31 protein-coding genes and 1 pseudogene are annotated in these 26,144 nt (G+C 74.6%); 19 read left to right on the top strand and 13 right to left on the bottom strand.

Annotated elements, in window-relative coordinates:
• Positions 1-8: 8 nt before the first annotated feature.
• Positions 9-1,286 (bottom strand): MFS transporter, encoded by a 1,278-nt coding sequence (locus tag CHF16_RS15625; RefSeq protein WP_089326756.1) that lies wholly within the window; start codon positions 1,284-1,286, stop codon positions 9-11.
• Between the two features lie 154 nt (positions 1,287-1,440).
• Here CHF16_RS15625 and CHF16_RS15620 point away from each other — a divergent pair, with 154 nt between their 5' ends.
• From CHF16_RS15620 to CHF16_RS15605, 4 genes are all read left to right on the top strand, one after another.
• A complete protein-coding gene (locus CHF16_RS15620) occupies positions 1,441-2,448 on the top strand; it encodes an ArsR/SmtB family transcription factor (RefSeq protein WP_089326755.1) in 1,008 nt (335 codons plus the stop codon).
• An 89-nt stretch (positions 2,449-2,537) separates the two neighbouring features.
• On the top strand, positions 2,538-3,149 hold the full coding sequence (locus CHF16_RS40290) for a TetR/AcrR family transcriptional regulator (protein WP_179271542.1): 612 nt from the start codon (positions 2,538-2,540) through the stop codon (positions 3,147-3,149).
• 36 nt (positions 3,150-3,185) lie between these two features.
• The gene (locus CHF16_RS15610) at positions 3,186-3,740 is read left to right on the top strand and encodes a hypothetical protein (protein ID WP_089326753.1); all 555 of its coding nucleotides are present in this window, start codon (positions 3,186-3,188) and stop codon (positions 3,738-3,740) included.
• Positions 3,741-3,825: 85 nt separating this feature from the next.
• The gene (locus CHF16_RS15605; RefSeq protein WP_089326752.1) at positions 3,826-4,605 is read left to right on the top strand and encodes a methyltransferase domain-containing protein; all 780 of its coding nucleotides are present in this window, start codon (positions 3,826-3,828) and stop codon (positions 4,603-4,605) included.
• 18 nt (positions 4,606-4,623) lie between these two features.
• On the opposite strand, the gene CHF16_RS15600 is transcribed toward CHF16_RS15605, so the two are convergent.
• Both CHF16_RS15600 and CHF16_RS15595 read right to left on the bottom strand, forming a co-directional pair.
• A complete protein-coding gene (locus tag CHF16_RS15600) occupies positions 4,624-5,448 on the bottom strand; it encodes a TrmH family RNA methyltransferase (RefSeq protein ID WP_245868556.1) in 825 nt (274 codons plus the stop codon).
• Between the two features lie 104 nt (positions 5,449-5,552).
• Positions 5,553-5,996 carry a group II truncated hemoglobin gene (locus CHF16_RS15595; protein ID WP_089326750.1) on the bottom strand — a complete coding sequence of 148 codons (444 nt, stop codon included), beginning with the start codon at positions 5,994-5,996 and terminating at the stop codon, positions 5,553-5,555.
• Positions 5,997-6,143: 147 nt separating this feature from the next.
• On the opposite strand from CHF16_RS15595, the gene CHF16_RS15590 reads away from it, so the two are divergent.
• Entirely contained in the window at positions 6,144-6,644 is a 501-nt protein-coding gene (locus tag CHF16_RS15590; protein WP_089326749.1) for a MarR family winged helix-turn-helix transcriptional regulator, read from the top strand.
• Between the two features lie 10 nt (positions 6,645-6,654).
• Here the strand turns inward: CHF16_RS15590 and CHF16_RS15585 are convergent, their stop codons facing one another.
• The gene (locus CHF16_RS15585; protein WP_089326748.1) at positions 6,655-7,647 is read right to left on the bottom strand and encodes a helix-turn-helix transcriptional regulator; all 993 of its coding nucleotides are present in this window, start codon (positions 7,645-7,647) and stop codon (positions 6,655-6,657) included.
• Positions 7,648-7,749: 102 nt separating this feature from the next.
• Between CHF16_RS15585 and CHF16_RS15580 the strand changes: the two genes are divergently transcribed.
• From CHF16_RS15580 to CHF16_RS41405, 11 genes and pseudogenes are all read left to right on the top strand, one after another.
• On the top strand, positions 7,750-8,178 hold the full coding sequence (locus CHF16_RS15580; RefSeq protein ID WP_089326747.1) for a VOC family protein: 429 nt from the start codon (positions 7,750-7,752) through the stop codon (positions 8,176-8,178).
• A gap of 95 nt (positions 8,179-8,273) precedes the next feature.
• Entirely contained in the window at positions 8,274-8,969 is a 696-nt protein-coding gene (locus CHF16_RS15575) for a hemerythrin domain-containing protein (RefSeq protein ID WP_089326746.1), read from the top strand.
• 106 nt (positions 8,970-9,075) lie between these two features.
• Positions 9,076-9,348, top strand: a complete 273-nt coding sequence (locus CHF16_RS15570; RefSeq protein ID WP_089326745.1) for a hypothetical protein — start codon at positions 9,076-9,078, stop codon at positions 9,346-9,348.
• A 260-nt stretch (positions 9,349-9,608) separates the two neighbouring features.
• Positions 9,609-10,055 (top strand): gas vesicle protein GvpJ, encoded by a 447-nt coding sequence (gene gvpJ, locus CHF16_RS15565; RefSeq protein ID WP_089326744.1) that lies wholly within the window; start codon positions 9,609-9,611, stop codon positions 10,053-10,055.
• Positions 10,052-10,828 carry a GvpL/GvpF family gas vesicle protein gene (locus tag CHF16_RS15560; protein WP_089326743.1) on the top strand — a complete coding sequence of 259 codons (777 nt, stop codon included), beginning with the start codon at positions 10,052-10,054 and terminating at the stop codon, positions 10,826-10,828. Before gvpJ ends, CHF16_RS15560 begins: the two co-directional genes overlap by 4 nt.
• Positions 10,825-11,082 carry a gas vesicle protein GvpG gene (locus CHF16_RS15555; protein ID WP_218826685.1) on the top strand — a complete coding sequence of 86 codons (258 nt, stop codon included), beginning with the start codon at positions 10,825-10,827 and terminating at the stop codon, positions 11,080-11,082. The genes CHF16_RS15560 and CHF16_RS15555 overlap by 4 nt, the downstream gene beginning before the upstream one ends.
• A gap of 10 nt (positions 11,083-11,092) precedes the next feature.
• A pseudogene (gene gvpO / locus CHF16_RS15550) lies at positions 11,093-11,356 on the top strand (gas vesicle protein GvpO); the annotation flags it as partial.
• 52 nt (positions 11,357-11,408) lie between these two features.
• Complete coding sequence (locus tag CHF16_RS15545; RefSeq protein ID WP_089326859.1) at positions 11,409-11,798, top strand: gas vesicle protein; 390 nt, start codon at positions 11,409-11,411, stop codon at positions 11,796-11,798.
• Positions 11,795-12,742, top strand: a complete 948-nt coding sequence (locus tag CHF16_RS15540; protein ID WP_089326741.1) for a GvpL/GvpF family gas vesicle protein — start codon at positions 11,795-11,797, stop codon at positions 12,740-12,742. The genes CHF16_RS15545 and CHF16_RS15540 overlap by 4 nt, the downstream gene beginning before the upstream one ends.
• The gene (locus CHF16_RS15535; RefSeq protein ID WP_089326740.1) at positions 12,739-12,945 is read left to right on the top strand and encodes a gas vesicle protein; all 207 of its coding nucleotides are present in this window, start codon (positions 12,739-12,741) and stop codon (positions 12,943-12,945) included. Before CHF16_RS15540 ends, CHF16_RS15535 begins: the two co-directional genes overlap by 4 nt.
• Complete coding sequence (locus CHF16_RS41405) at positions 12,942-13,442, top strand: gas vesicle protein K (RefSeq protein WP_245868554.1); 501 nt, start codon at positions 12,942-12,944, stop codon at positions 13,440-13,442. Before CHF16_RS15535 ends, CHF16_RS41405 begins: the two co-directional genes overlap by 4 nt.
• Before the next feature lie 23 nt (positions 13,443-13,465).
• Here the strand turns inward: CHF16_RS41405 and CHF16_RS41400 are convergent, their stop codons facing one another.
• Positions 13,466-14,326, bottom strand: a complete 861-nt coding sequence (locus CHF16_RS41400; RefSeq protein ID WP_089326739.1) for a class I SAM-dependent methyltransferase — start codon at positions 14,324-14,326, stop codon at positions 13,466-13,468.
• A 30-nt stretch (positions 14,327-14,356) separates the two neighbouring features.
• On the opposite strand from CHF16_RS41400, the gene pdxR reads away from it, so the two are divergent.
• The gene (pdxR, locus tag CHF16_RS15520; protein ID WP_089326738.1) at positions 14,357-15,871 is read left to right on the top strand and encodes a MocR-like pyridoxine biosynthesis transcription factor PdxR; all 1,515 of its coding nucleotides are present in this window, start codon (positions 14,357-14,359) and stop codon (positions 15,869-15,871) included.
• A 55-nt stretch (positions 15,872-15,926) separates the two neighbouring features.
• Here pdxR and cydC read toward each other — a convergent pair whose 3' ends face one another.
• The 6 genes from cydC to CHF16_RS15490 all read right to left on the bottom strand — a co-directional run bounded on the left by cydC (position 15,927) and on the right by CHF16_RS15490 (position 23,303).
• Positions 15,927-17,675 (bottom strand): thiol reductant ABC exporter subunit CydC, encoded by a 1,749-nt coding sequence (cydC, locus tag CHF16_RS15515; protein ID WP_245868552.1) that lies wholly within the window; start codon positions 17,673-17,675, stop codon positions 15,927-15,929.
• A complete protein-coding gene (cydD, locus tag CHF16_RS15510) occupies positions 17,672-19,231 on the bottom strand; it encodes a thiol reductant ABC exporter subunit CydD (protein WP_245868546.1) in 1,560 nt (519 codons plus the stop codon). Before cydD ends, cydC begins: the two co-directional genes overlap by 4 nt.
• 81 nt (positions 19,232-19,312) lie before the next feature.
• Positions 19,313-20,056: a cytochrome d ubiquinol oxidase subunit II gene (locus CHF16_RS15505; RefSeq protein WP_089326737.1), complete on the bottom strand. Its 744-nt coding sequence runs from the start codon at positions 20,054-20,056 to the stop codon at positions 19,313-19,315.
• Between the two features lie 60 nt (positions 20,057-20,116).
• Positions 20,117-21,364, bottom strand: a complete 1,248-nt coding sequence (locus CHF16_RS15500) for a cytochrome ubiquinol oxidase subunit I (protein WP_089326855.1) — start codon at positions 21,362-21,364, stop codon at positions 20,117-20,119.
• 119 nt (positions 21,365-21,483) lie between these two features.
• Complete coding sequence (locus tag CHF16_RS15495; protein WP_425427494.1) at positions 21,484-22,623, bottom strand: MFS transporter; 1,140 nt, start codon at positions 22,621-22,623, stop codon at positions 21,484-21,486.
• 116 nt (positions 22,624-22,739) lie between these two features.
• Positions 22,740-23,303, bottom strand: coding sequence for a TIGR03086 family metal-binding protein (locus CHF16_RS15490; protein WP_089326735.1), 564 nt, complete (start codon positions 23,301-23,303; stop codon positions 22,740-22,742).
• Between the two features lie 157 nt (positions 23,304-23,460).
• Here CHF16_RS15490 and CHF16_RS39475 point away from each other — a divergent pair, with 157 nt between their 5' ends.
• Both CHF16_RS39475 and CHF16_RS15485 read left to right on the top strand, forming a co-directional pair.
• Positions 23,461-23,760: a hypothetical protein gene (locus tag CHF16_RS39475; protein ID WP_143227996.1), complete on the top strand. Its 300-nt coding sequence runs from the start codon at positions 23,461-23,463 to the stop codon at positions 23,758-23,760.
• Positions 23,761-23,792: 32 nt separating this feature from the next.
• A complete protein-coding gene (locus CHF16_RS15485) occupies positions 23,793-24,842 on the top strand; it encodes a tyrosine-type recombinase/integrase (protein WP_179271541.1) in 1,050 nt (349 codons plus the stop codon).
• Here CHF16_RS15485 and CHF16_RS15480 read toward each other — a convergent pair.
• Both CHF16_RS15480 and CHF16_RS15475 read right to left on the bottom strand, forming a co-directional pair.
• A complete protein-coding gene (locus tag CHF16_RS15480) occupies positions 24,836-25,363 on the bottom strand; it encodes an MFS transporter (RefSeq protein WP_218826682.1) in 528 nt (175 codons plus the stop codon). The genes CHF16_RS15485 and CHF16_RS15480 overlap by 7 nt on opposite strands.
• Positions 25,364-25,408: 45 nt before the next feature.
• On the bottom strand, positions 25,409-26,122 hold the full coding sequence (locus CHF16_RS15475; RefSeq protein WP_218826681.1) for a DUF72 domain-containing protein: 714 nt from the start codon (positions 26,120-26,122) through the stop codon (positions 25,409-25,411).
• Between the last annotated feature and the right edge of the window lie 22 nt (positions 26,123-26,144).

Genomic DNA, 26,144 nt, shown 5'->3' with positions numbered 1-26,144 from the left:
CGCCCCGGTCAGCGGGCCGCCCCGCCGCGCGGCAGCGTGTCGTCCGTTGCGTCCGGGACACCGGCGCCAGGGCGGTGGCCGAGGCCGTCCGCACTCGCCGCGCGGTTGCCGGCCCGGCTTTCCCCGGATGTGTACAGCGCCGGTAGGTGGCGGGCGAGGGCGAGTGCGGCGAGCAGCGCGACGAGCACGCACACGCCCCACCAGCCGACCTGGCCCCAGACGCGTATCCCGAGCCAGGAACCTGCGCTGCCGCCCAGGTAGGCGCAGGTCATGTAGGCGGTGTTGAGCCGGCTGCGGGCGTCGGCGCGCACGGCGTAGACGCGGACCTGGTTGGCGACCATGCCGGACTGCATCGCGGTGTCGAGGAGCAGCGTGCCGAGTATCAGGAATGCCAGCCCCACCGCGCCGCCCTGGGCGCCGAGGGTGAGGATCGCGGCCGAGACGAGGACGCCGAGCATGCAGACCAGGTTGACCGGATCGGGGCCGTAGCGGTCGACCAGGCGGCCGGCGAGCGGGGTGCAGACCATGGGCGCCGCGCCGACCAGGGCGATCAATCCCACCGCCTGGCCACCCAGCCCGTAGGCGGGACCGGCGAGCAGGAGCGCCAGGCAGGTCCAGACCGCGGAGAACCCGGCGAAGACGGTCGCCTGGTAGAAGCACGAGCGGCGCAGGTCCGGCTCGGTGCGCAGCAGGCGCAGCGGCTCGGCCAGGAGTGCTGTGCACGGTTGGCGGGACGACGGGGTCGTGGCCGGCACCGCGAACGCCAGGACGGTGGCGAGGATCAGGGCCAGGACCGCGGCGATCAGGTAGGGGGCCCGCCAGCCCAGCCAATCGCCGAGCGTGCCGCTGAAGGTCCGGGCCAGCAGCATGCCGCCGGTCGATCCGCTCAGCAGGGTGCCGATCACCGCTCCCCGGCGGTCGGCGGCGACGAGTCCGGCCGCCAGGGGGCCGACGATCTGCGCGCCCACGGTGGCCAGGCCGACGAGGGCGCCGGCGGCGATGAGGGCCGGCAGCGCCGGTGCGCAGCCCGCCGCGAGCAGTGCCAGGCCGGTCAGGGCGAGGAGGACGACGAGGAACGAGCGGTGCGGGAGCCGGTCGCCGAGCGGCACCAGCAAGACCATCCCGGCCGTGTAGCCGGCCTGTGTGGCGGTCACCACGGCGGCGGCCGAATCGGGCGACACGTGCAGCCCGTCGGCGATCAGCGGACCGATGGCCTGCGGGAAGTAGAGGTTGCCCACCGCCACGGCGCATGTGACGGCCAGGATCAGGACCGTCCGGCGGCTCATGCTTCGGTCCACCGGCCCGCCCGGCACGTGAATGACCTGGTAGGAGACGAACCCCGCCCCGGGACCGCCGTCCGCCGCACGTGAGTTGTGGGTGTCATGGGAGGAAGTCCACGGCATCGCCGTTGCGGCGCCAATGGATGTAGCGTACGGCTTAATGATCAGCTTCGTGCTCGGCGTCGAGGACCTCGCCGAGACCCGCTTCGCCCTCTCACCCCTGCACGAGACCCTGTTCAGCCTGCGGGTGCTCCAGGATCCCGGCCTTTCGGCGCTGCATCTGCCCTGGCGCAGGTCCGTGCTCGGCAGGCTCGGCACGCTCGACACCGGTCTGCTGATGTCCCTGGTCGCCCAGCGGCGCACGCTCCCCGACTTCCTGACCCCGAACCCCGCGAGCTTCGCACCGGACTTCGAAGAAGAACTCTCCGTCGTCCGCCGGACGTCGTGCGCTCGGGTCCGTCACGACCTGCTGCTCGCGCACGCGCCCGACCCCGTTCCCGAAGCGCTCCGTGACGCCACCGCCGCCGAAGACGCACCCGTCGCCGGGCTCCGCGACGCCATCTGCGATCTCCTGCGGCGGTACTGGGCGGTGGCCATCGAGCCGGTGTGGCCGCAGATGCGGCTGGTGCTGGAAGCCGACATGACCTACCGCGCCCGCCGGCTCGCCTTGGGGGGCGCGCGACTGCTGTTCGCCGACATGCACCCGAACCTGCGCTGGCAGGGCGGAGAGCTGCACATCCACAAGATGATCAGCAGGCACCGGATGGCCGCGGCCGGCCGGGGGCTGCTGCTCCTGCCGTCGGTGTTCGCGCACAAGCCCGCGCCGCCCGTGAGCCCGGACGAGCCGCCGAGCCTCGTCTATCCCAGCCGGGGAGTGGCCACGCTGTGGGGCTCGGAGATGCCGGCGGTGGACTCGACCGCTCTGGTGTCCCTGCTCGGTTCGCCCCGAGCGAGACTGCTCGGTCTCTTGGAGGAGCCGCTGCCCACCGTGGAGCTCGCCCGCCGTCTCAGGGTCACCCCGAGCGCCGTCTCCCAGCATCTGCGTGTCCTGTACTCCACCGGACTGGTCACACGGGCACGCGACGGACGGCATGTGCTGTACCGGAGAAGCCCGCTCGGCGACCGGCTCACGGGCGCCGCTGCCGGCCCGCCGACCCAGGACGGCTGAGGCGATTTTCGCTACGACTGTTGCGTATATGTGGGGACCGGCCTAGGCTGATATACGAAACGTTCGTAGCGAAAAGAGGGGGCGGCGCGGTGGGACCGGCTGGACGGCGCGGACGACCGCGGTCTGAGGCGGCTGACGCCCGCATCCTCGACGCGGCGCTGGAGTCGCTGCTCGAACGCGGTTACGACCGGTTCTCGGTCGACGAGGTCGCCATGCGGGCCGGGGTCGCCAAGACCACGCTGTACCGGAGGTGGCCCACCAAGGACCACCTGATCGTCACCGTGGTCGCGCGGCTCCAGGACTCCGTGCCGGTGGAGTACACCGGGGACGTCCGCGAGGATCTCACCCGCTACCTGGGCGAGATCGTCGCGGGACTCCACCGGATGCGGCGGGCCGGCCGCCCCGCCGCGTCGGGCGACGCCTCCGCGGGCCTGGTCGCCGAGGTCGCCGCGGCGGCCGCCCGCCACGCCGATGTCGGCGCGGCCGTCCAGGCGATGTTCCACCGCCGCAACGCTCTGGTGCTGACGCTGCTCGAACGCGCCCGCGAAAGCGGAGAGCTCCACGCCGGCGTCGAGCCCGAGGTCCTGTTCGACCAGCTCGCCGGCGCCCTGTACTACCGGCTGCTCGTCACCGGCCGCCCCATCGACGGGGCCTACGTCGACCGCCTCGTCGCGAGCGCACTGCGCGGCGCATCCGCCTGAACCACGCACCCCCCTACGAAACCTGAGGACCAAGTCATGAGAATTCCGCTGCCCGTCGCAGGTGTACTGTTCCTGCTCTATCCCGCCCTCCGCCCGTGGGAGGACGAGTCCACCACCTCGGGTGCCGCCGCCGCGATGGGCTCCGACGCGTGGATCGTCGCGCACCTGTGCGCGATGATCGGGTTCATCCTGGTCGCGGTCGCGCTGCTGCCGATCGACCGCGTGGCGGCGATCGTGTTCTGGGTCGGCGCCGGCCTGACGCTGCCGTACTACGGCGCCGAGAGCTTCGGCCTGCATGCGATGGCCGACCAGTCGAACATCCTCGACCTGGCCGAGGACGTGCGCTACAACCCGTTCGCGATGACGGTGTTCGGGCTCGGGCTGCTGGCCATGGCGGCGGGCGCGATCCTCGTCGCGGCCCGGCTGCGGACGGTGCCGGCGATCCTGTTCGCGGTCGGGTTCGGGCTGTTCCTGCCGCAGTTCTTCGGCCCGCCCGCACTGCGGATCGCGCACGGCGCACTGCTCGCGGCCGCCTGCGTGTGGCTGGCCTGGGACGCCAAGCGGGTCCAGCCCGCGCCGGTCCCGTCCTGACTTGGAGGCATCGAATCCCGAAGCATCCGCGCGGGCCCGAAAACGGGATGAGGAGCGCGCGGGCGCGGGCGTAACGTCGGCGACCATGATCGAGCAAGGCACAGGGGACGACCCGGCGGACGGCTGGTTCCCCGAGAGCGTGGCCGCGGGCTACGACGCTCCGGGCGGCGTGAACGCGCCCGAGGCGGTGACGCCCGTGGTGGACGTCCTGGAGGACCTGGCCGACGGCCCGGTGCTGGAGTTCGCCGTCGGCACCGGGCGGATCGCCGCGCCGCTGGCCGCGCGCGGGGTCCGGGTGAGCGGCATCGAGCTGAGCCGGGCGATGGCGGCACGGATCGCGGGCAAACCGGGCGGCGACGCGGTCGAGGTCACGATCGGCGACATGACCAGGGCGCGGGTGCCCGGCCGGTTCTCGCTGGTCTACCTGGTGTTCAACACCATCAGCAACGTGACCACGCAGGACGGGCAGGTCGAGGTCTTCCGGAACGCGGCAGCGCACCTGCGGCCGGGCGGGCTGTTCCTCGTCGAGGTGGGCCTGCCGGACCTGCGCCGCCTGCCGCCCGGGCAGGACACCGTCCCGTTCGCGGTGGAGCCCGGCGCCGACGGCGGCGGCTATGTCGGGTTCGACCGGTACGACGTCGTCACGCAGGAGTTCACCTCCACACACGTCACCGTGTCACCGGACGGGACGGGGCGGTTCCGCCGCATCCCGTTCCGGTACGCCTGGCCGGCGGAGATGGACCTGATGGCGCGCATCGCCGGGATGCGCCTGAAGTACCGCTGGGCGGACTGGGACCGCTCGGAGCTCACCGCCGACAGCACCAAGCACGTGTCGGTGTGGGAGAAGACGGTTCCGGGCGCGTGACGGCGCGCGGCGGCCCGATCAGGGGCGGCGGGCGCGCTGGCGGACGGCCTCGTACAGGGCGACCGTGGCGGCGCCGGCGGCGTTGAGGGAGCTGGCCGCGCCGCCGATGGGGATCCGCGCCATCGTGTCGCAGCCCTCGCGCCAGCCCGCGCTGAGCCCGGCGGTCTCGTTGCCGATCACCAGCAGCACCGGGCCGGTCAGGTCGACCTCGGCGATGTCGGCGGTGCCGTTCTCGTCGGTGCCGACGACGGTGAGGGGGCGTCCGGCCGCGCGTTCGCGCGCCACCCAGTCCAGCACCTCGCGGTGGGAGCGGGCGCGGACCACCGGCACCGCCAGCAGCGACCCGGTCGAGGCGCGCACCGCCTTGGGGTCGTAGGGGTCGGCGGCGTGCCCGGTGACGATCAGGCCGGCGCCGCCGAACGCGTCCAGCGACCGCACGATGGTGCCGATGTTGCCGGGCCCGGTCGGGCGGTCGAACACCGCGCCGAGGAACGTCGGGCCCACCGGGATGCGCGACAGGTCGTCGGGGGGCAGTTCGGCGACCGCCACCAGCTCGGGGACGTCCTGCTCCTTGCCGCTCAGCTCGCGCAGCAGGTCGGGCGCCATCGCCACCCGCTCGGCCCCGGCGCGCTCCAGCATGTCCCGCGCCCACCGCGACGGCTGCCGCTCGGCGTCGTAGATCAGCGTCCGCACCGGCCAGCCGCGCTCCACCGCCAGGGTGATCGGGCGGACGCCCTGGACGAGGAACTCCCCGGCCCGCTGCCGCTTGGCCCGGTTGCGCAGCAGCGCCTCCCACTGCTGGAACCGCGCGTTGGGCCGCGAGACCCGAAGCACACCCCCCACCGAACGCTCCAGTCCTCGCATCCCGCCGTCGAACGGGCCCCAGTCTCCCATACGGCGAGGGCCCGGCGCGGCGCCCCGGTGGTGGGAGTGCGGCGGCGGGCGGGTCAGGGGGCGGGCCAGTCCCAGTGGGGGACCTCGCGCAGGGGATGCAGTTCGTCGTCGGTCGCGGCGTTGGAGTTCTGCTTGGCGACCTCGGAGCCGAACTCCACATGCTCGCGCAGGGCCTGGCGGAACGGGGGGTCGGCGGGGAGCCCGGCGGCGTCGGCGGCGGCCATGTACAGCTCGACGAACCGGACGCGCTGCTCTTCGGTGATCTTCAGGTGGCGGTGGACGTCGATGAGGTGCGCGAAGCCGCCCATCTCGCGGGTGAAGGCGTCGGGGCCGCCGAAGGTCTCGGCGGTGAAGGCGGTCAGGTGGTCGACGTGGGACGGGCGGCCCTCGCCGAACAGCGGCTGGAGCAGGTCGTCGGCCAGGACGGAGGCGTAGAACAGGGCGATGAACCCGCGCAGGCCCTCCTCACCCCCGGCGTGCTCGTACAGGCTGCGCATGATTGCACCATTACTGGTTGGTGGCGGTCGTGCGTCGTTTATCCCAGGCCGCCGCCGCGGCCGTCGAGGCGCGTGCCGGTTGTGGCCACCGGCCCGCCGATGTCCCATGATTGATAATCTCAATGTTGAGAGAATCTGGGAGGGGCCGTGGCGGACGCGGTGGACGCGATCCTGGCGCAGTGGGAGCGCGAACGACCCGACGTGGACGTGTCCCCGATGGGCGTCATCGGCCGGATCTCGCGGGCCCAGCTGCTGCTGGGCCGGGAGCTGAAGCGGTTCTTCGCCGAGCGCGGGCTGGAGAGCTGGGAGTTCGACGTCCTGGCGACGCTGCGCCGGCACGGCGCCCCCTACGAGCTGACGGCGGGGGCGCTGCTGAACGCGGCGATGGTGACGTCGGGGGCGATCACCAACCGGATCGACCGGCTGGAGGCCAAGGGCCTGGTCGAGCGGGTCCGCGACGCCGCCGACCGCCGGTCGGTGCTGATCCGGCTCACGCCGCGCGGCCTGGAGACCGTGGAGGAGCTGGTGGCCGAGCACGCCGCCAACGAGGACCGGCTGCTGGCCGCCCTGGACGCCGGCGAGCGGGAGCGGCTGGCCGGGGCGCTGCGCACGCTGCTGGAGTCGCTCGGCGACACCTCCCTCGCCTAACGCGGCACGCCTAACGCGGCACGTCCCGCACGTCCTGGACGTCCTGGACGGCGCGGGAGGCGCGGGCGGCGATGGCCGACAGCTCCGCGGCCAGCTCGGGCGGGTCGAGCAGGGTGTAGTCGACGGGCAGCAGCGCCACGCGGTGGGCCAGGAAGCGCAGGTCGTCGCCGCGGGTGTGCAGCACGCAGGCCCCGTCGCCGGCCGGTTCCAGGACGCCGTGCCAGGCGGTGACGTGCCCGGCGGCCTCGGCGAGGGGGACGTGCAGCAGCAGCCGCGCCCGGATCCGCCCCGACCCGCCGGCCAGGGCGTCCATCGTCCAGGAGACGGCGTCGGCGCCGCCGGGCAGCTCGCGGGCCGGGCCGCGGACGCCGGTGCGGTGCGGGCCGGTGACGCGGTCGGCGCGGAAGGTGCGCCAGGCGCCGCGGTCCTCGTCGTGGGCGAGCAGGTACCAGCGGCGGCCCGCGGCGACCAGGCGGTACGGCTGCGCCAGCCGCCGGGTGGCGGCGCCGCCGGCGGCGGTGTAGGTGAAGCGGACGAGCTCGCGGGCGGCGCAGGCGGCCGCGAGCAGCGCCAGCACGCCGGGGTCGGCGGGCGGCGGGCCGCCGCCGTGCGGCGGGAGGGCCACGGCGGCCGCGCCGAGCGCGGCGACGCGGGGCCGCAGCCGGTGGGGGAGGACCTGCTCGAGTTTGGCCAGCGCGCGCAGCGCGGTGTCCTCGATGCCGGCGCCGCCGGCGGCGGCGGTGCGCAGCGCGATCGCCACGGCGGTGGCCTCGTCGTCGTCCAGCAGCAGCGGCGGCATGGCGGTGCCGGCGGTGAGCCGGTACCCGCCGGTGCTGCCGCGCGCGGCCCGCACGGGGTAGCCGAGGTCGCGGAGCCGGTCGACGTCGCGGCGGATGGTGCGGGGCGTGACGCCGAGCCGCTCGGCCAGCTCGGGGCCGGGCCACTCGCGTGGGGTCTGCAGCAGGGACAGCAGCCGCAGCAGCCGCCCGGACGGATCGCGCATGGCCCCCATACTGCCGTCCTTTGCGGACGTTCAGTGACCTGATGGGGTTCTAGCGTCGGTGCCGAGGCCGGGAGGTCCCCGGTCCCGCACGAAGGGAGCGCCATGCTGCGCGGATTCGCCACCATCAGCCTGTGGGCCGACGACCTGGAGGCCGCCAAGGACTGGTACGCCGGGCTGCTGGGCGTCCAGCCCTACTTCAGCGTCCCCGGGCCCGGCGGCCGCGCCGTCTACCACGAGTTCCGGGTGGGGGACTACCAGCACGAGCTGGGCCTGATCGACGCCCGGTTCCGGCCCGGCGGGCCCGCGGCGGCCGGCCCCGGCGGGGCGATCGCGTACTGGCACGTCGACGACCTGGAGGCCGCGGTGGCGCGGCTGCTGGCGATGGGCGCCCGCGAGCACGAGAAGATCACCGAGCGGGGCACGGGGACGGGGTTCGCGACCGCGTCGGTCGTCGACCCGTTCGGCAACGTCCTCGGGGTGATGACCAACCCGCACTACCTGAAGGTCCTGGCCGCCGCCGGGCCGCGCTGACCGCCCGCCCGGAGCCGGGAGCGCGGCGTTGTGAGGTGCGTCTCTCCCGCGCCCGGGGATGTCACGTCCGCGGGCGCCGGGACCCTCATATGTGCATGGGAGCTTTCGCGGTCGGGACGCGCGACACCACGTGCCGCACCCTCCTGCACGCCGCGCACGCCGCGTTCCGCCGGGACCTGGACCGGCTCGCGGCGGCGGTGGCGGCGGGCAAGGGCGGGGCCGCGCACGTGCGCGCGGGCTGGGACAACCTCACCCAGCAGATGGACATGCACCACGAACTGGAGGACCGGGCGCTGTGGCCGCGGGTGGAGCGCGCGGTGGGCGGGCGCCCGGCGGAACTGGCGGCGCTGGCCGAGATCCGCGCCGAGCGCGCCCGGCTCGGCCCGCTGATCGCCGGTGTCGACGCGGCACTGGCCCGCGCCGGAACCGGCACCGGCACCCGCGTAGGCGGTGTCGGGGCCGGCGCGGACCGGACCGGCGCGGACAGGGGTGGTGCGGTGGCGGCGGTGCGGGCGCTGCGAGAGGCGCTGGAGGTGCACCTGCGGCACGAGGAGGCGACCGTGCTGCCGCTCGCGGAGTCGTTGCTGGAGGCGGGGCAGTGGCGGGCGCTGTCCGACGAGGCCGCCCTGCGCTGCGCGGCGGGCGCCGCGCTGTTCGTGCCGTGGGTGGTGGACGGGATCGCGCCGGTGGAGCGGTCGCGGTTCCTGACGGCGCTGCCCGGCCCGGTCCGCGAGCGCAACCGGGTGCTGTGGGAGCCCCGCTACCGCAAGCGCCGCCTGTGGAGCACCTGACGCCGCGCTGCGTGGTGGTTTGGCGGGATTTGCCGGGGTAGAGCGCGCTAAAGCGCAGGCACGGCGCACCCCAGGCCACCCGCGAACCACCAAGGAAGGACCGACGATGGACACCCCCTCGATTCCCGGCAACGGCACCCGGCAGGTGAGCGAGAACACCTCCCGGCTCACCGGCGGCGCCGCCGACGCCGGCCGCTCCGCCGGCCGGACGGCCGGCGCGACCGCGCACGCCGCGGCGCGGCCGGTCACGGCCCTGCCCGGCCGGGCCAAGGCGCTGGCCAAGCTGGTGACGCTGCGGCGCTTCCTGCGCGCGGCCCCGCTCGCCGGGGCCGCCGTCGCCGGCGTGATCGTCGGGCGGGTCACCGCCAAGAGGCGCTGACCACCCGCCCGAACCGGCCGACCGGCCGGAACGACCCCTCCCGGACGCCCCCGGGCACTCCCGCCCGGGGGCGTCCGCATGCCCGCCCGCACCCGCCCCGCCCTCGCCACGCGCCGGAGCCGGGCCGTGACGGTCCGCCAGCGTCGCGCGGCCTGTTCCCGACCGAAATCAGACCGCCCGTTTAGACAGGTCGGTGTGGGTACACCGGGGGCCATGCCTAACCCCAACAGCACGCAAAACCCCCGAGCAGAGGAGATGACATGACTGGGCCCATCGCCCAGCAGACTTCGGGCGCCAGCCAAGTCCAGCGCGGCGGATCCGGCAGCAGCCTCGCCGACGTCGTCGACCTGATCCTGGAAAAGGGCCTGGTCATCGACCTGTACGCGCGGGTGTCGCTGGTCGGGATCGAGATCTTGACCATCGACGTGCGGATCGTCGTCGCCAGCGTCGACACCTACCTGCGCTTCGCCGAGGCGGTCAACCGGCTCGACATCGCCCACGACGGCACCTCCCAGGGGCTGCCGGAGTTCGTCGGCGGCATGCAGGAGTCGGGCGCCAAGAAGAAGACCCGCGGCGCGCTGGAAGGCGCCCAGGAGCGGCTGAAGGAGACCTTCGGCGGCGGCGACTCCGACGACTCCGAGGACTCCGACGAGGAGCGGCAGCCCGCGCGCCGCCGCTCGCGCAAGAAGGAGGACGAGGACGAATGACCACGCCGCAGACCCCCGGCGGCGCCGCCGCCCCGCAGTACGTCTACGGAGTGACCCGCGCGGACGCGCAGCTGCCCGACGGCCTGACCGGCCTGGACGACGCGCCGGTGACGCTGGTCACCGACGGCGGCGCCTGCGCCGCGGCCGTCAGCGACCTGCCCACCGGCCGCGCGCTCGGCGAGCGCGCCGACCTGGTCGCCCACCAGAAGGTCCTCAACACCCTGGTGGAGGCCGGCACCACGGTGCTGCCGTTCCGGTTCGGCGCCGCGCTGGCCGACCGCGAGGCCGTGGAGAAGGAGCTGCTGGCCGGCAACTCCGACCGCTTCGCGCAGGTCCTGGACGGCCTGGAGGGCCGGGTCGAGCTGCGCCTGAAGGCCACCTACGTCCAGGACGAGGTCCTCGGCGAGATCATCGCGGCCGAACCGGAGATCGCCGAGCTGTCGCAGCGGCTGCGCGAGGTCCCCGCGGACGCCGCCGACGCCGTCTACTACGACCGCATCCGGCTCGGCGAGCTGATCGCGCAGGCCATGGAGCGGCGCCGCGACCGCGACGGGCAGGTCCTGCTGGACCGCGCCGCGGCCGCGGCCGAGGCGTTCGCCCGCAAGACGCCCGCCCGCGAGGAGGACGTCCTGGACGTCTCGTTCCTGGTCCGCACCGACCGCCGGGAGGCGTTCGAGCAGGCCGTGGAGGAGCTCGCCGGCGAGCACGGCGACCGGATCCGGATCCGGCTGATCGGGCCGCTGCCGCCCTACGACTTCGTCCCGGAGGCATGAGCGAGATGGGAATGTTCACCGGCTTGGTGACGCTGCCGCTCGCGCCCGTGCGGGGCGTGATGTGGCTGGCCGAGACCCTCACCGAGCAGGCCGAGGCGCAGCTGTACGACCCGGCGCGGATCGCCGCGGAGATGCAGCAGGTCGCCGACGAGGCCGCCGCCGGCGAGATCACCGACGAGGAGGCCGCGGCCCGCGAGGACGAGCTCATCCGCCGGCTCAACGAGGGCCGCGCCCGCGGCTACCGGCCGGGCTGACGGGGAGGCCGCGATGCTGTCCGCGTCCGAGGCCGCCAAACGCGCGGTCGAGCACGTCACCGCGATGACCGGCCGCGCCGCCGAGACCGTGGTGGGGATCGAGCGCGCCGGGGACGGCGGCTGGCGCGTCCTGGTCGAGGTGGTGGAGACCCGCCGCATCCCCGATTCGGCCGACATCCTCGCGGCCTACGACACCGAGGTGGACGCGGACGGCGAGCTGGTCGGCTACCGCCGCGCCCGCCGCTACCCCCGCGGACGAGTGGAGAGGGACTGAACGCGACGTGAGTGAGATCTCCTGGACCGGCGCCCGGTCCCCGGCACGGTCGATGGCCGGTGAGCGGACCTCGGCCAACCTGGCGGACCTGCTGGAGCGCATCCTCGACAAGGGGATCGTGATCGTCGGGGACGTGCGGGTGAACCTGCTCGACATCGAGCTGCTGACCATCAAGCTGCGGCTGCTGGTGGCGTCGGTGGACCGGGCCAAGGAGATGGGCATCGACTGGTGGGAGCACGACCCGTCGCTGTCGTCCAAGGCCCGCCGCGACGACGCGGTCGACGCCGGCGACCGCGACGAGCTGGCCGCGGAGAACCGGCGGCTGCGCGAACGCCTCGCCGCGCTGGAGGCGGGCGCCGCCGGCGGGAACGGCGCGTCGGCCGCCGACGGCGGCGAGCGCGACGCTGCCCGCCCGGCCTCGGGGAAGGAGTCCACATCATGACCGGCACCACCCGCACCCAAGCCACCGCCACCGCCGGCGGGGCCGGCGGCGACAGCGCCGTCTACCTGTACGGGGTGGCGCGCGGCCTGGACCCGGCGGCGCTCGGCGGCGCCGCCGGGGTGGGCGGCGCGCCCGTGCGCGGCATCGCCGCGGCCGGGCTGACCGCGCTGGTCAGCACCGTCGCGCTCGCCGAGTACGGCGAGGCCGCCCTGCGCGCCAACCTGGAGGACCTGGCATGGCTGGAGGCCACCGCGCGCGCCCACCACGACGTGGTGGACCTGGCCGCCCGAACCGCCCCGACCGCCCCGGTGCGGATCGCGACGATCTACCGCGACGACGACCGCGTCGCCGAGGTGCTCGCCGCACAGGGCGAGCGGTTCGCCGAGATCCTCGACCTGGTCTCCGGACGGTCGGAGTGGGGCGTGAAGGCCTACGCCGACCCCGAGGCCATGCGCGCCGGCGACGACGCCGACGGCCAGGGCACCGACGGCCGGGGCGGCGGCACCGACCCCGGTGGGGGGCTCGAGCCCACGGCCGAGTCCCTCACCGGCCCCCAGCCCGCCGCGGGCGCCGCCCCCTCCGCGGGGGCGGGGAAGGCATACCTGATGCGCCGGCAGCGGGAGCGGCGCCGCCGCGCCGACGCGGGCCGGCGGGCCGCCGAGCAGGCCGCCGCCGTGCACGCCGAACTCGCCGACCACGCCGTGGCGTCCCGGCACCACCCGCCGCAGGACCCGCGCCTGTCGGGCCGCACCGGCACCCAGATCCTCAACGCCGCCTACCTGCTGGACGAGGAGCAGGCGCAGGGGTTCCTGGCGGTGGCGCGCGCGGCGGGGGACCGGCTGCCGGGCATCGAGGTGGAGGTCACCGGGCCCTGGCCGCCGTACTCCTTCATCGAGGCCGCCGCGCCCGCGGCGCCCTCCCGGACGGAGCCGGGGGACGCGTGACGGCCGTCCTGGACCACGGCGGCGACGCCCCGCTGGAGCGGATCGCGCTGGTGGACCTGCTCGACCGGCTCCTGGCCGGCGGCGTCGTCATCACCGGCGACCTGGTGATCTCCATCGCGGGGGTCGACCTGGTGCAGGTGTCGCTGCGGGCGCTGATCACCACCGTCCGCGACGAGCTGCTGCCCGAGGAGGAGCGCCAGTGACCGAGCACACCCCCCACCACGACCACGACCACGACCACGGTCATGACCACGGCGGCCGCCGCGAAGACCGGCGGCGGGAGCCGGTGACGGGGGAGGTCGCGGTCCACGACCCCGCCCCCGGCGCCCCCTTCACCGACGACCTCCTCGGCGGCCCCGCCGCCGAAACCGGCCCGGTGCGGGCGGCCCCCGCACGGGAGCGGGACCTGCGGGAGCGCTCGTCCCGGACGATGCAGCGGCTGCGGTCCGACCCCGAGACGGTCGAGCGGGACCTGGTCAAGCTCGTCCTCACCCTGGTCGAGCTGATCCGCCAGCTCATGGAACGCCAGGCGCTGCGCCGCGCCGAGGGCGGCGACCTCACCGACGGGCAGATCGAGGACCTCGGGCTCGCGCTGATGCGGCTCGAGGAGGCCATGACCCGCCTCAAGGACCACTTCGGCCTGGACGACCACGACCTCAACCTCGACCTGGGCCCCCTCGGCCCCCTCCTGCCCGACTGACCCCGGCCGGGACCGCCGGGGCCCTAACCGGGGTTCACCGCGGTCGCCTTGAAGAACGTGTAGTGGAACGTCCCGTCCGGACCGGCGGCCCGCAGCAGGTCGGCGACACCGCGGTCCCAGTCCGCCGGCGTGGCCAGCCCCGCCGCGACCGCCTCGTCCCGCACCGACGCCATCATCGCGGTGAAGGTGTCGCGCGTGAACGCCTCCGCCAGACCCGGCCGGTCCCGGTCGGTGTACACCGTGCGGGGGCCGGCCGCCACCCCCGCGTACCCGGCCGCCGCCAGCAGCGGACGCAGCCGCCGCCCGATCAGCGCGTCCCCGCCCGCCGCGGCCTGCAGCGCCACCTGATGCGCGATCACCGCGCGGGCGTGGGCGCTGTCGGGATGCAGGAACGCCGACCCGTGGTCGCCCTCCACCACCGTCACCGTCCCGCCCGGACGCAGCACCCGCCGCAGCCCCGCCAGCGCGCCCACCGGATCGGGCAGGTGCTCCAGCACGAAGCAGACGAACACGTGGTCCAACGCGCCGGCGCCGAACGGCAGGTCGTACAGGTCGGCCCGGCACCACGCCACCCGCGCGCCCGGACGCTCGGCCGCGACCCGGGCACGGGCCCGCGCCAGCGACGCCGCCGACACGTCCACCGCGGTCACGTGCGCGCCGGGGGAGCGGGCCACCAGATGCACCGTCTGCGCGCCGACCCCGCAGCCGACCTCCAGCACCCGACTGCCCGCCGGGTAGGACGTCCCGCCGTGCAGCAGCTCGGCCAGCGCGTCGGCCTGGTCCCCGAGCCGCCGCGCCTCCCGCACCGAATACCCGTGCACGTACCCGGCGGCCGCCCCCGCGGGCGCACCGTCCCCGTCCCTCGCCGTCGTCGCGGTCTCCATGGGCACCACCCTGGAGGCCACAATGGCCCGGTGCACAGGTCCAATCACGACGAAACAGACCGGGCCATAACCCGCGGGTCCGACTTCCTGCAGCTCGACCCCGCCGACGCCCCGCCCGGCGGCCTGGCGGACTGGCTCGCCCGCCGCCTCCGCGACGCCATCGCCGACGGCCGCCTGCCCGTCGGCAGCCGCCTCCCGCCGACCCGCACCCTCGCCGCCGACCTGCGCGTCTCCCGCGGCGTCGTCACCGACGCCTACCAGCGCCTCACCGACGAAGGCCACATCACCGGACGCGGCCGCGCCGGCACCGTCGTCGTCGCCGCACCCCTCACCCCGCCCGCCGCGCAACCGCCCCCCGGCGGCCCGCCGCCCGCCGCCCCCTTCCACGGCCCGCCCGGCGCCGACGCCTTCGACGCCCTGCGCACCGCCCCCACCCGCATCGACCTCACCCCCGGCGTCCCCGACCTGTCGGCCTTCCCCCGCGCCGCCTGGCAGCGCGCCGAACGCACCGTCCTGCGCGACCTGCCCGCCTCCGGCCTCGGCTACGGCGACCCCCGCGGCACCCCCGCCCTGCGCGCCGCCGTCGCGGGCTGGCTGGCCCGCAACCGCGGCATCCGCGCCGACCCGGCCGCCATCGTCATCACCGCCGGCACCGCCCAGGCCCTCGGCCTCATCGCCCGCGTCCTCACCGCCGCCGGCATCGGCACCGTCGCCGTCGAGGACCCCGGCTCCCTCGGCGCCCGCCAGCACCTGGCCCACGGCGGCATCGCCACCCCGCCCATCCCCGTCGACGCCGACGGCGCCCGCGTCGACCGCCTGCGCGCCACCGCCGCCCCCGCCGTCCTGCTCACCCCCGCCCACCAGTTCCCGACCGGCGCCGTCCTGTCCGGCCACCGCCGCCGCGACCTCCTGGACTGGGCCGCCGCCGGCGGACTGATCATCGAGGACGACTACGACGCCGAGCACCGCTACGACCGCCCGCCCGTCCCCGCCCTGCGCTCCCTGCTCACCGACCGCGTCTTCTACGCCGGCAGCGTCTCCAAACTCCTGGCCCCGGCCCTGCGCACCGGCTGGCTCCTGCCGCCCCCCGCCCACCTGGACGCCGTCATCGCCGAGAAACGCTTCGCCGACCTCGGCAACGCCGCCCTGCCCCAGCTCGTCCTCGCCGAACTCATCACCACCGGCGCCCTGGAACGCGCCCTGCGGCCCCTGCGGCGCCGCCACCGCCACCGCCGCGACACCATGATCGACGCGATCCGCGCCCACCTGCCCGGCGCCACCGTCCACGGCGCCGCCGCCGGACTTCACCTCACCATCACCCTGCCCGCCTCCCGTCACCGCATCGACGACACCGCCCTGGCCGCGGCCGCCCTCCGCCAGGGAGTCAAGGCGCAGCCCCTGTCCTGGCACACCCAGCGCCCCGGCCCACCCGGCCTCGTCCTCGGCTACGCCGCCGCCACCCCCACCGCCACCCCCACCGCCACCCCCACCGCCATCACCGACGGCATCGCCACCCTCGGCCGCACCCTCAAAACCCTCACCTGAACACCCCCGGCCACCCGGCCGCCCCCGGCCGCCACGCCCTCACACCGGCCACGCCTCACGCCTCCAGCAGCTCCGCCTCCCACAGGTCCCGGTACGCACCCGGCACCGCCACCAGCTCCTCATGCCGCCCCCGCTGCACCACCCGGCCCCGATCCAGCACGACCACCTCGTCCGCCGCACCCAGCGCCGCCAGCCGGTGCGTCACCAGCAGCAGCGTCCCCCCGCCCGGCGCCTCCAGCAGATCCCGCGTCAGCGCGTCCGCCGCCACCGGATCCAGCGCCTCCGCCGGCTCGTCCAGCACCAGCACCGGCGGATCGGCCAGCAGCGCCCGCGCCAGCAGCAGCCGCTGCCGCTGCCCGCCCGACAGGCCCCGACCGCCCGCACCCACCACCGTCTCCCACCCCTCCGGCAGCTCCTCCACCACCTCGGCGAACCGCGCCCGCGCCGCCGCCGCCGCGAGCTCGGCCTCACCCGCGTCCGGACGCGCCAGCAGCAAGTTCGCACGCACCGTCCCGGCGAACACGTGCGCGTCCTGCGCCAGCCCACGCACCGCCGCCCGCACATCCCCGGGCGCGTACCGGGCCAACGCCCGCCCGCCCAGCAGCACCGCGCCCGACACCGCCGGCACCTCACCGGCCACCGCCGCCAGCAGCGTGCTCTTGCCCGCACCGCTCGCGCCGACGACCGCGACCCGCCGGCCGCGCTCCACCCGCAGATCGACCCCCTCCAACGCGACACTCCCGCCATAGCGGACCCGCACCCCCAGCAGCTCCACCTCCAGCGGACCCCGCGGCACCGCCACCGGACGCGACACCGCCAGCTCCGCCGGAACCGCCAGCACCGCACCGACCCGCCGCGCCCCCGGCCACACCTCCCGCAGCCGCTGCGCCGCCCCCGCCAGCGGCAGCACCGACTCCACCGCCACCAGCGCCGTCAACGCCAGCACCGCCGCACCGACCTCGTCCACCCCCGCACCCAGGCCCGCCCACACCGCGGCGGCCACCACCGCACCCTGCACCGCGAAACCCGCCGCGGCCACCCCGGCCGCCACCCGAACACCCGACCGCTCCGCACGCTCCAGCCGCCCCGCCGCCCGCGAAGCACGCGCCGCGAACCGGTCCGACGCACCGAACACCGCCAGATCCGCCGCCCCCTCCAGCACGTCCAGCGACGCCACCGCCAGCGCCTCACGCTCCGCCGCGACCCGCGCCGCGGCCCGGCCGCCCGCCACCGCCGCCACCACCGGCAGCACCACACCCGCCACCAGCACACCGGCCCCCACCACCAGACCGGCCCGCACGTCCACCGCCGCGCACACCACCACACCCGCGCCGCCGCACACCACCGCCGCGAACGCCGGCAGCACGCACCGCAGCAGCAGATCCTGCACCGCCTCCACATCCGACACCATCCGCGTCAGCGCATCACCGTCCCGCAACCGCCCCCGCACCGCCGCCGACGACCCCGCCAGCGCATCGAACACCCGGCCCCGCAACTCCGCCATCGCCCGCAGCGCCGCGTCATGACCCGCCAGCCGCTCCACATACCGCAGCGACCCCTTCGCCAGCGCGAACCCCCGCACCGCCACGATCGCCAAAGACAGCGCCGCCAGCTCCGGCCGCTGCGCCGCCCGCGCGATCAGCCACGCCGCCGCCGCGACCAGCCCCAGCCCGCACAGCTCCGCCGCCGCACCCGCCAGGCCCGCCGCCGCCAGACGCAGCGCGTGCGGACGCACCGCACCCCACACACCCCGCATCCCGCCCGGCGCCTCCACCCCGGTTGCCTTCACTCCGATCGCCTTCACGCCGCCTCCTCGCTCCGCGCCGCTGCCACGACCCGGCCGCCCTCCAGCCGCACCACCCGGTCCACCAGCCCCAGCAACGCCGGACGATGCGCCACCACCACCGCCGTCCGCCCCGCCAGCAACCGCCCCGCCGCCTCCACCAGAACCCGCTCACTGTGCAGATCCAGCCGCGCCGTCGGCTCGTCCAGCAGCATCACCGGCCCGCCCGACAGGAACGCCCGCGCCACCGCCAGCCGCTGCCGCTGCCCCGCCGACACCCCCGCACCGCCCTCACCCAGCACCGTCGCCAGCCCCTCCGGCAGCTCGTCCACGAAATCCGCGGCCGCCGCCCGCGCCGCCTCCCGCACCCGCGCGTCACCCGCCTCGGGAGCGCCCAGCCGAATGTTGTCGGCCACCGACGCCGCGAACAGGTGCGGACGCTGCGGAACCCACCCCAGCCGCGCCCGCCACGCCGCCACGTCCAGCTCCGCCAGATCCACCCCGTCCACCAGCACCCGCCCCGACTCCGGGACCACCAGCCCCGCCAGCACCAGCAGCAGCGTCGACTTGCCCGCACCCGACGGACCCGTCACCGCCACCCGCTCACCCGCCGCGACCCGCAACGACACCCGATCCAACGCCGGCCCCGCCGACCCCGGATACCGCACCGTCACCTCCTCCAGCACGATCTCCGGCACACCACCCCCCGAGGCCGCCCCGCTCCCCGCGGCGACCCGCCCCGGCGGCGGGGGAGCGGGCACATCCAGCGCCCCGAACACCGCCTCCGCCGCGGCCACCCCCTCCGCACTGGCATGGAAACGCTGCCCCAGCCCACGCAACGGCGCATACACCTCCGGCGTCAGCACCAGCACCAGCAGCCCCGACGCCAGCACCATCCGCCCGTCCAGCAGACGCAACCCCACCGGCACCGCCACCAGCGCCACCGACAACGCACACACCAGCTCCAGCACCAGCGACGACAAGAACGCCACCCGCAGCGCCCGCACCGTCGCCCGCCGATGCTCACCCGCCAGCTCCCGCACCACCACCGACTGATGCGCCGTCCGCCCGAACGCCCGCAGCGTCCCCAACCCCGCCACCACGTCCCGGAAATGCCCGCCCAGCCGCTGCAGCAGCCCCCACTGCCGCCCCGTCAGCGCCGCCGTCCGCATCCCCACCAAAGCCCCGAACACCGGAACCAGCGGCAACGTCACCGCCACCACCAGCGCCGACGCCCAATCCACCGAGAACAGCCGCACCAGCACCAGCGGCGGCACCACGCACGCCGCGAGCAACTGCGGCACATACCCGGTGAAGAACGGATCCACCGCGTCCAGGCCCCGCGTCAGCAACGTCACCCGCGCCCCCGCATCACCCGCCGGGACACCCAGCAACCCCGCCCGCAAATCGCGCTTCACCCGCGCCGCCGCCCGGCCCGCCACCAGCGCCACCACCCACGCCAGCACCGCCCGCCCCGCGACCGCGCCCGCCAGCCACGGCAGCGGCCCCACCTCCAGGCCCGCCACCGCCCGCACCAGCAGCTCCGCCTGCACCACCAGCAGGACACCCTGCCCCACCGCCAGCACACCCAGCAGCACCACCACCCGCCGGGGCAGCAACCCCAGCAGACGCCGCTCGACAGCCTTCACCCCCACCGCCTACAGATACGACGGGGCCTCGACCCGCCCCCGGAACGTCCACCACACCAACGCCTGCGACACCAGCAGCAACGGCAGCACCACCGCCGTCCCCACCACCGTCAACGTCAGCCCACCACCCGAGGCCACCACCTCCGACCACGAAACCTCCACACCCGCCACCACCGGCGCACCCGCCATCACCAGCACCGACAACCCGTACCGCGACGGCACCCGCGCCGCACGCGCCGCCAACCCCACCGGCAGCCGCCACCGCGCGAACCCCGCACCATGCCACGCGAACAGCACCGCCAGCGGCAACCCCAGCACACTCCCGGCGTTCAACCCCCCGCCCGCCACCACCGAACCCAGCACCGACCCCCACGCCAGCGCCAGCGCCCAACTGCCCGCCACGATCGCGCCGTCCCACAGCCGCCGCCACCCCGCCGCATCCACACGGCCCCGCAGCCACAGCCCCATGTCCCGCACCACCCAGCCGACCAGCAACACCACGACCAGCGGATACAGCTCCTCCAGCAGCCGGTGCTCCAACCCCGGGAACGCCCCAGCGACCAGCCCCACCGCCGCCACCAGCCACACCTCGTTCCCCAGGAAGAACGGCGCGAACGACGCGATCACCAACCGCCGCTCCCGCTCGTCCCGCCCCAGCCAGGGCAGCAGCATCCCCACCCCGACATCCGCACCGGCCAGCACCAGATACCCGCCGGCGAACACCGCCAGCAACAGCACCGCGAGAGAATCCATGATCAGACTCCAGTCGAAACGTCACACGAACAGGACGCCGCACCAACCCGACGCCGCACGTCAGAACGTCGGGCTCAGCACCGGAACCGGCGGCTCCGCCGGGGGAGCGGCCCCCAGCCCCGCCCCGCCCGGCCCCCGCCGCGCGAACCGCGCCAGCAACCACGCGTTCACCCCGAACAGCACCGCGAACAGCACCGAGAACGCCGCGAACGACACCGCGACCGCCCCCGAACCCACCCCCGGCGACAACGCGTCCTCGGTCTTCAGCACCCCGTAGACCATCCACGGCTGCCGGCCCACCTCACGGAACACCCACCCCGACAGCATCGCCACATACGGCAGCGGCACCGCCACGATCATCAGCACATGGAACACCCGGCCCCGCACCAGCCACCGCCCGAACGGCAACTTCACCAGCGCCACCAACGCCACGAACAGCATCAGCAGCCACATCGTCGTCATCAGGCCCTCACCGACCTTCGCCACCCCCGGCGCCAGGTAGTCGCCCGGCCCGAACCGCGCCGTGAAATCCGCCACCGCCGCGTCCGCCTCCGACCCACCCCTCTTCGTCGGCTGGACGTACGCGTACTGCATCCCCCCGACGACCACCACCGGGATCACCGACAGGATCACCGTCAGCAGCCCGATCCGCATCGACCGCCGGAAGAACTCCACCTCCGCCGTCCGCCGCAGCAGATGGAAACCGCTCACCCCTGCCATGAAGAACCCCGCCGTCAGCAACCCCCCGAACACCACATGCGAGAACGCCAGCAGCGCCGTCGGATTCGCCAGCAGCGCCCCCGCATCGGTCAGCCGCGCCGTCCCGTCCACCACCTCGAACCCCACCGGACGCTGCAGCCACCCGTTCGCCACCAGCACGAAGTACGCCGACAGGTACGCCGTCAGCGTCACCACCCAGATCAGCGCCAGATGCACCCACCGGTTCAACCGATCCCACCCGAAAATCCACAACCCCAGGAACGTCGACTCCACGAAGAACGCGACGATCGTCTCCAGCGCCAGCGGCGCCCCGAACACGCTCCCCGACACCCGCGACAGACCCGACCAGTTCAACCCGAACTGGAACTCCATCACCAGCCCCGTCACGATGCCCACCGCGTAGTTCACCACGTACAACTGGCCCCAGAACCGCACCATCCGCGCATGCACCGCACTGCCCGACACCGTCGCCCGCGTCTGCGTCAACGCCACCAGCGTCGCCAGACCCAGCGTCAGCGCCACGAACAGGAAATGCGTCCCCGCCGTCAACGCGAACTGCACCCGCGCCAGCAACAGCGCGTCACCCATCGACACTCCCAAGGATCGCCCCGCAACGACCCCCCGATCCTCGGCCCTCACACCCCACCGGCGAATCGTCCGCGAGCGCGGAACCGCAATGCGCCTTTGGCGTAGCCGCCCCGCCCCGCCTACATCTCCCGATGTACACGCCGCCGCCGCGCCCCCACCACCAGCACGAGGGCCACCACCGCGTAAGGCACCGCCGCCGCACCCATCAGCACCCCGGCGCCCGCCCACCGCGACCCCAGCGCCCACCCCGCGAACACCAGCACCGCCACCGTCTCCGCACCGAACCCCGCCACCGACGTCACCGTCGCCCGCGCCCCGTCCCCGATCCGCTCCTGCAACCGCGCATCCGCCGCAGCCATCGCCCACCGGAACACCCCGAAGCCCACCGCCACCAGCACCAGACCCCCCGCACGCCCGCTCAACGACCCCGCGGCCAGGCACACCGCACCCACCACCAGCACCGGCGCCAGCCACCGCACACCCCGCCCCGCCAACCACCCGCCCACCGCATCACCCACCGTCACCACCAGCACCAGCAACGGCACCGACGCCGCAGCCACCCCCGTCGACCGCACCACCAGCGGCACATACTCATCCAGCGCCGTCACCCCCTCCAGCACCACCACCAGCACCAGCGCCCACCGCACCGCCGGCTCCCTCCGCACCTGCACCCACCCGTCCCGCACCACCGACCCCAACGACGGCCCATCACCGTCCGCGGCCGACACCCGCCTCACCTCAGGCATGAACCACCCCGCCACCGCGCACCCCGCGCACACCACCGCGCTCGCCACCCCCAGCGCCCGGTAACCGCCCACCGCCAGCACCGGCGACGCCACCGCCGACGCGGCCACCACCGCAAGCAGCGACACCGCCTCCGACCGCCCCACCACACGCGCGTACGCGCCCGCCGCGCCGACCCGCTCCAACTCCTCGTACACCAGCGCCTGCATCGTCCCCGAACGCAGCGCCGACCCCGCACCCCACAGCACGAAACCCGCGGCGAACACCGGAAACGACGGAAAGAACGACCACAGCACGAAACCCGCACCGGCCAGCAGGGGAGCGGTCACCAGCAGCGACCGGCGGGAGAACACGTCCGCCCACAGACCGGACGGCAACTCCAAGGCGAACGCCGTCGCCGACCACACGGCGAACAACGACGAGATCTCAGCGGGGGACAACCCGGCATCGGCGAACAGCACCGCGTACACCGGGTACAGCAGAACGAAATCCTCGAGGAACGCGTAGACGTACAGCCTCCGCGCGAGCCCCGCCTCAGGTGAAGATCAATGTCGTCGGCGCATACCCGCACCCTAACCGCCGCACCCGCCCCCACGCACCCCCGATCACACCGGGGCAGGGGAGGGGCGGGTCAGGCGGCGGGATCGCGGCCGAACACCGCCAGCAGCCGCGCCTGCGCATCGGCGTCGGCGCCCACGGCGACCTCGGCGCCCACCATCCCCGCCTCACGCCCCTGAGGCGCCATCGCCCGAGCCGTCTCCAGCGCCGCCTCCACCAGATCCCGGGGGAGGACCACCCTCTGCCCGGTCGCCCGCGCCAGATCCCAGGTGTGCACCAGCAGCTCCAGCGGATACTGCTCCACCCACTCGCGCACCGTCATCTCGAGGCCCATCGCCAGCGGCACCCGCCGATCCAGTGCCGCAGGGGTCAGTTCCGCCATCATCCTGGCGCGGACCTCCCGCCAGGACGCCGGCGGATCCGCGCCGGCGACCTCCCGCCAGTCCGGATCGTCCTGGGGGAGCGGCCGCCCGGCCGCGCGCAGTTCGATCACCAGCAACCCGGCGGTGACATGCCCCGCCACATCGACGGCCGCCCAGCCCTCGCACGGCGACGGCGACAGCCACTGGTCCGCCGGCACCGCCGCCAGTACCGCCTCGAACGCGTCCAGCGCACGGACGAAACCCTCAGGAACCACGCTGCCATCACCTCGCCGGGCCCGGAAACACCCTCATGCGGACCTCGCCAATCTAACGATCATCCCGCCGCCCGTCCCGGTCTCCACGTTTTCCGCCGTTTCGGTGTGTTCGTGGAGCTGGGCGGTGCCGATGGCCCTTCCGGGGTTACTTAACATAATGTGCATTATCGACCATCTGTCCAGGACGGGTGGAAAGGGCCGCGATGCTGTGGTGGCGACTGTGTTCGGCGGGTTGGCGGCGGCGTCGGCGGCGTTGTGGCGGCGCGTCCCGGTCGGCGGCTTCAGGCTGTGGCTGCGGCCGGCCTGTGCGGGATCTGCGGAACTGTCGCCGGATGGTCGGCGGTCCCTTGGCCGGGGTGGTTCGGATTTCTTCGGCGAAGGGCCGTCGAAGGAGCATCGCCTGATCGTGTGGGAAGTGCGGCCTGGACAAGCGCTCGATTTCTCCGGGATAATATGAATTATCCCGGAAAAGCACGAAAGGGCGTGGACGTGTCCAACGGTGGAACCGGAAAGGCCGATGGGACGCCGGAGAACCTCGCATTCCTGCAGGACCGGTGGCTCGATGCCAAACGGGCGGGCCGCGGCATCGCCGACAACACCGAGAAGACCTACCGCGAGGCGCTCGCCGGCTGGGCCCGCGAGCTCGCCGACATCCACGAGATCGCCGTGCCCGAGGGCACCGACCCGCGCGAGCATCTGATGGCCGCGCATCTGACCGCCGAGTCGCTGCTGATGTGCGCGGCGGCGTTCCACCGCCTCGGCCTCAGCGCCCGCACGCGCGCAGTGCGGATCTCCGCGATGCGCGGCCTATGCCGCTGGCTGGTGAGGACGGGGCGTCTCCCGATCGACCCCACCCTCGAGCTGGAGGTCCCGAAGATCCCGGAGCGGCTGCCGGTCGCGCTGACCGACGAGCAGCTCGGCGAGGTCGTCCGCGCCGCCTCCACGCCGCGGCCCGGTGCGTGGAGCCAGTGGGTGCTGCTGGACCGTGCGCTGCTGGCGGTCTTCGCGGGAGCCGGCCCGCGCACCGCCGAGGTGTGCGGGCTCAAGGTCGCCGACCTGGTCCGGGACGTCAACGGGTGCCTGCTGCGGCTGCACGGCAAGGGCGCCGCGGACCGCAACGTCCCCATCGACGACATCGCGGTCGACGGCGTCGACGACTACCTCGCCGACCGCGGGCGGCGCTTCGGGAGCGTGGACCCCGACGATCCGCTGTTCATCGCGCTGAACGGCTCCCCCATCACCTCGGGCATGATCGAATACCGCGTCGACCTGTGGTTCCGCTGGGCGGGTGTCCCCCGCCCGGACGGCGAGCTCGCCCACGTCTTCCGGCACACCTTCGCCGTAGGGGTGCTGCGCAACGGTGGTGGCCTGAACGAGCTGCAGGCGGTCCTCGGCCACAAGAACCTCGCCACGACCAGCCTGTACACCAAGGTGGCCGCCCAGGCCGCGCGTGATCTGGCCAGGATCTCCCCTGTCCTGGCGCACTTGCGGGCCACCCGGTCCGGGTTGCCGGGTGACGCCTCGGCAGAGCTTCACTGAAGCCTCTCCCCCGCGCTGCTCTCGGGGTGATGGCGGCCGCGACGGCGCTCTTTGCTGTGGGTGGAAGGCGTCGGCTCGGGCGGGCCTGGCAGGAGCAGGCAGAGTGGGACGGCGGCGGCGGTGAGGGCGACGCCGCGGATGAGCAGCGCGGCCGTGAGCAGGTTCTCGCTGGTGTCGGCGGTGAGGAAGGCGAACGGCACGGTGGAGACGGTGACGAGGGAGAAGGCCGTGCACGCCACCGCGCGGGGGCCGATGCGGTCCATGTACCTGCCTGCCAGGCCGCGGGCGGCGAGGGCTCCGACTCCCTGAGGGATGAGCAGCAGTCCGGCGCCGAGTGGGGACGCGCCGCGGACCTGCTGCAGGTACAGGGGCAGCAGCATCATCGATCCGAACAGGGAGATCCCGCCGAGGAAGAGCAAGGTGGACGAGGAGGCCACCGAGCGGTGCCGGATGACGTCCTGGAGGAGATCGTCGACACGATCTTCCTCCCGCTGGTGCGCTGATCGTCCGGTAGGGCGCATCGCCGTGGCCGGGCGGGATCGGGCGCGGTCCCGGGATGAGGGGGTTCACGCGGGGTGTGCGGTGAGCTCGGTGAAGCGCAGTGCGTTGCGGACGGCCGCGCCGCCGGGGTCGTTGTTGAAGTAGACGTAGGCGTCGTCAGTGGCGGCGAGTTCGTCCGCCCAGCCTCGCAGGGTCTCGTCGTCGTAGTGCGGCCAGGGCTCGGCGGGGCCTTCGTGGAAGCGCAAGTAGAGCCAGTCGGCGGTCCGCCACAGCGGTGTCTGGGCTCGGCCGAGGCGGTCGGTCCAGCACAGGGCGGCGCCGTGCCGCTCCAGGACGGCGCGGGTCTCGTCCGTCCACCATGTGGGGTGGCGCGGCTCGACCGCGACGCGCACGCCCGCGGGGAAGCAGCGCAGGCAGGCGGCGAGGCGGTCCGGTTCGGCGCGCAGGGTGGGCGGGAGTTGCAGCAGGACCGGTCCGAGCTTGGGGCCGAGCCCGGCGGCGGCGGTCATGAGCCGCGCGACGGGTTCGGCGGGGTCGGTGAGGCGCTTCATGTGGGTGAGGTAGCGGCTGGCCTTCACCGCCATGACGAAGCCGGGCGGGGTGCTCCCCCGCCACTGCTCGAACGTCTCGCGGCCCGGCAGGCGGTAGAAGGCGTTGTTGTTCTCCACGGTGGCGAAGACGTCGCCGTAGTGCCGCAGCCAGCGCCGCTGCGGGAGACCGGGCGGGTACAGGACGCCGCGCCAGTCGGCGTACTGCCAGCCCGATGTGCCGATGAGCATCGGCCCCTCCCCTGGTCCGGCG

It is taken from the genome of Actinomadura meyerae (assembly GCF_900188445.1).
Lineage (GTDB): Bacteria > Actinomycetota > Actinomycetes > Streptosporangiales > Streptosporangiaceae > Spirillospora > Spirillospora meyerae.
The sequence above is the reverse complement of the archived record's forward strand: the minus strand, read 5'-3'. Positions and strand labels throughout refer to the sequence as shown.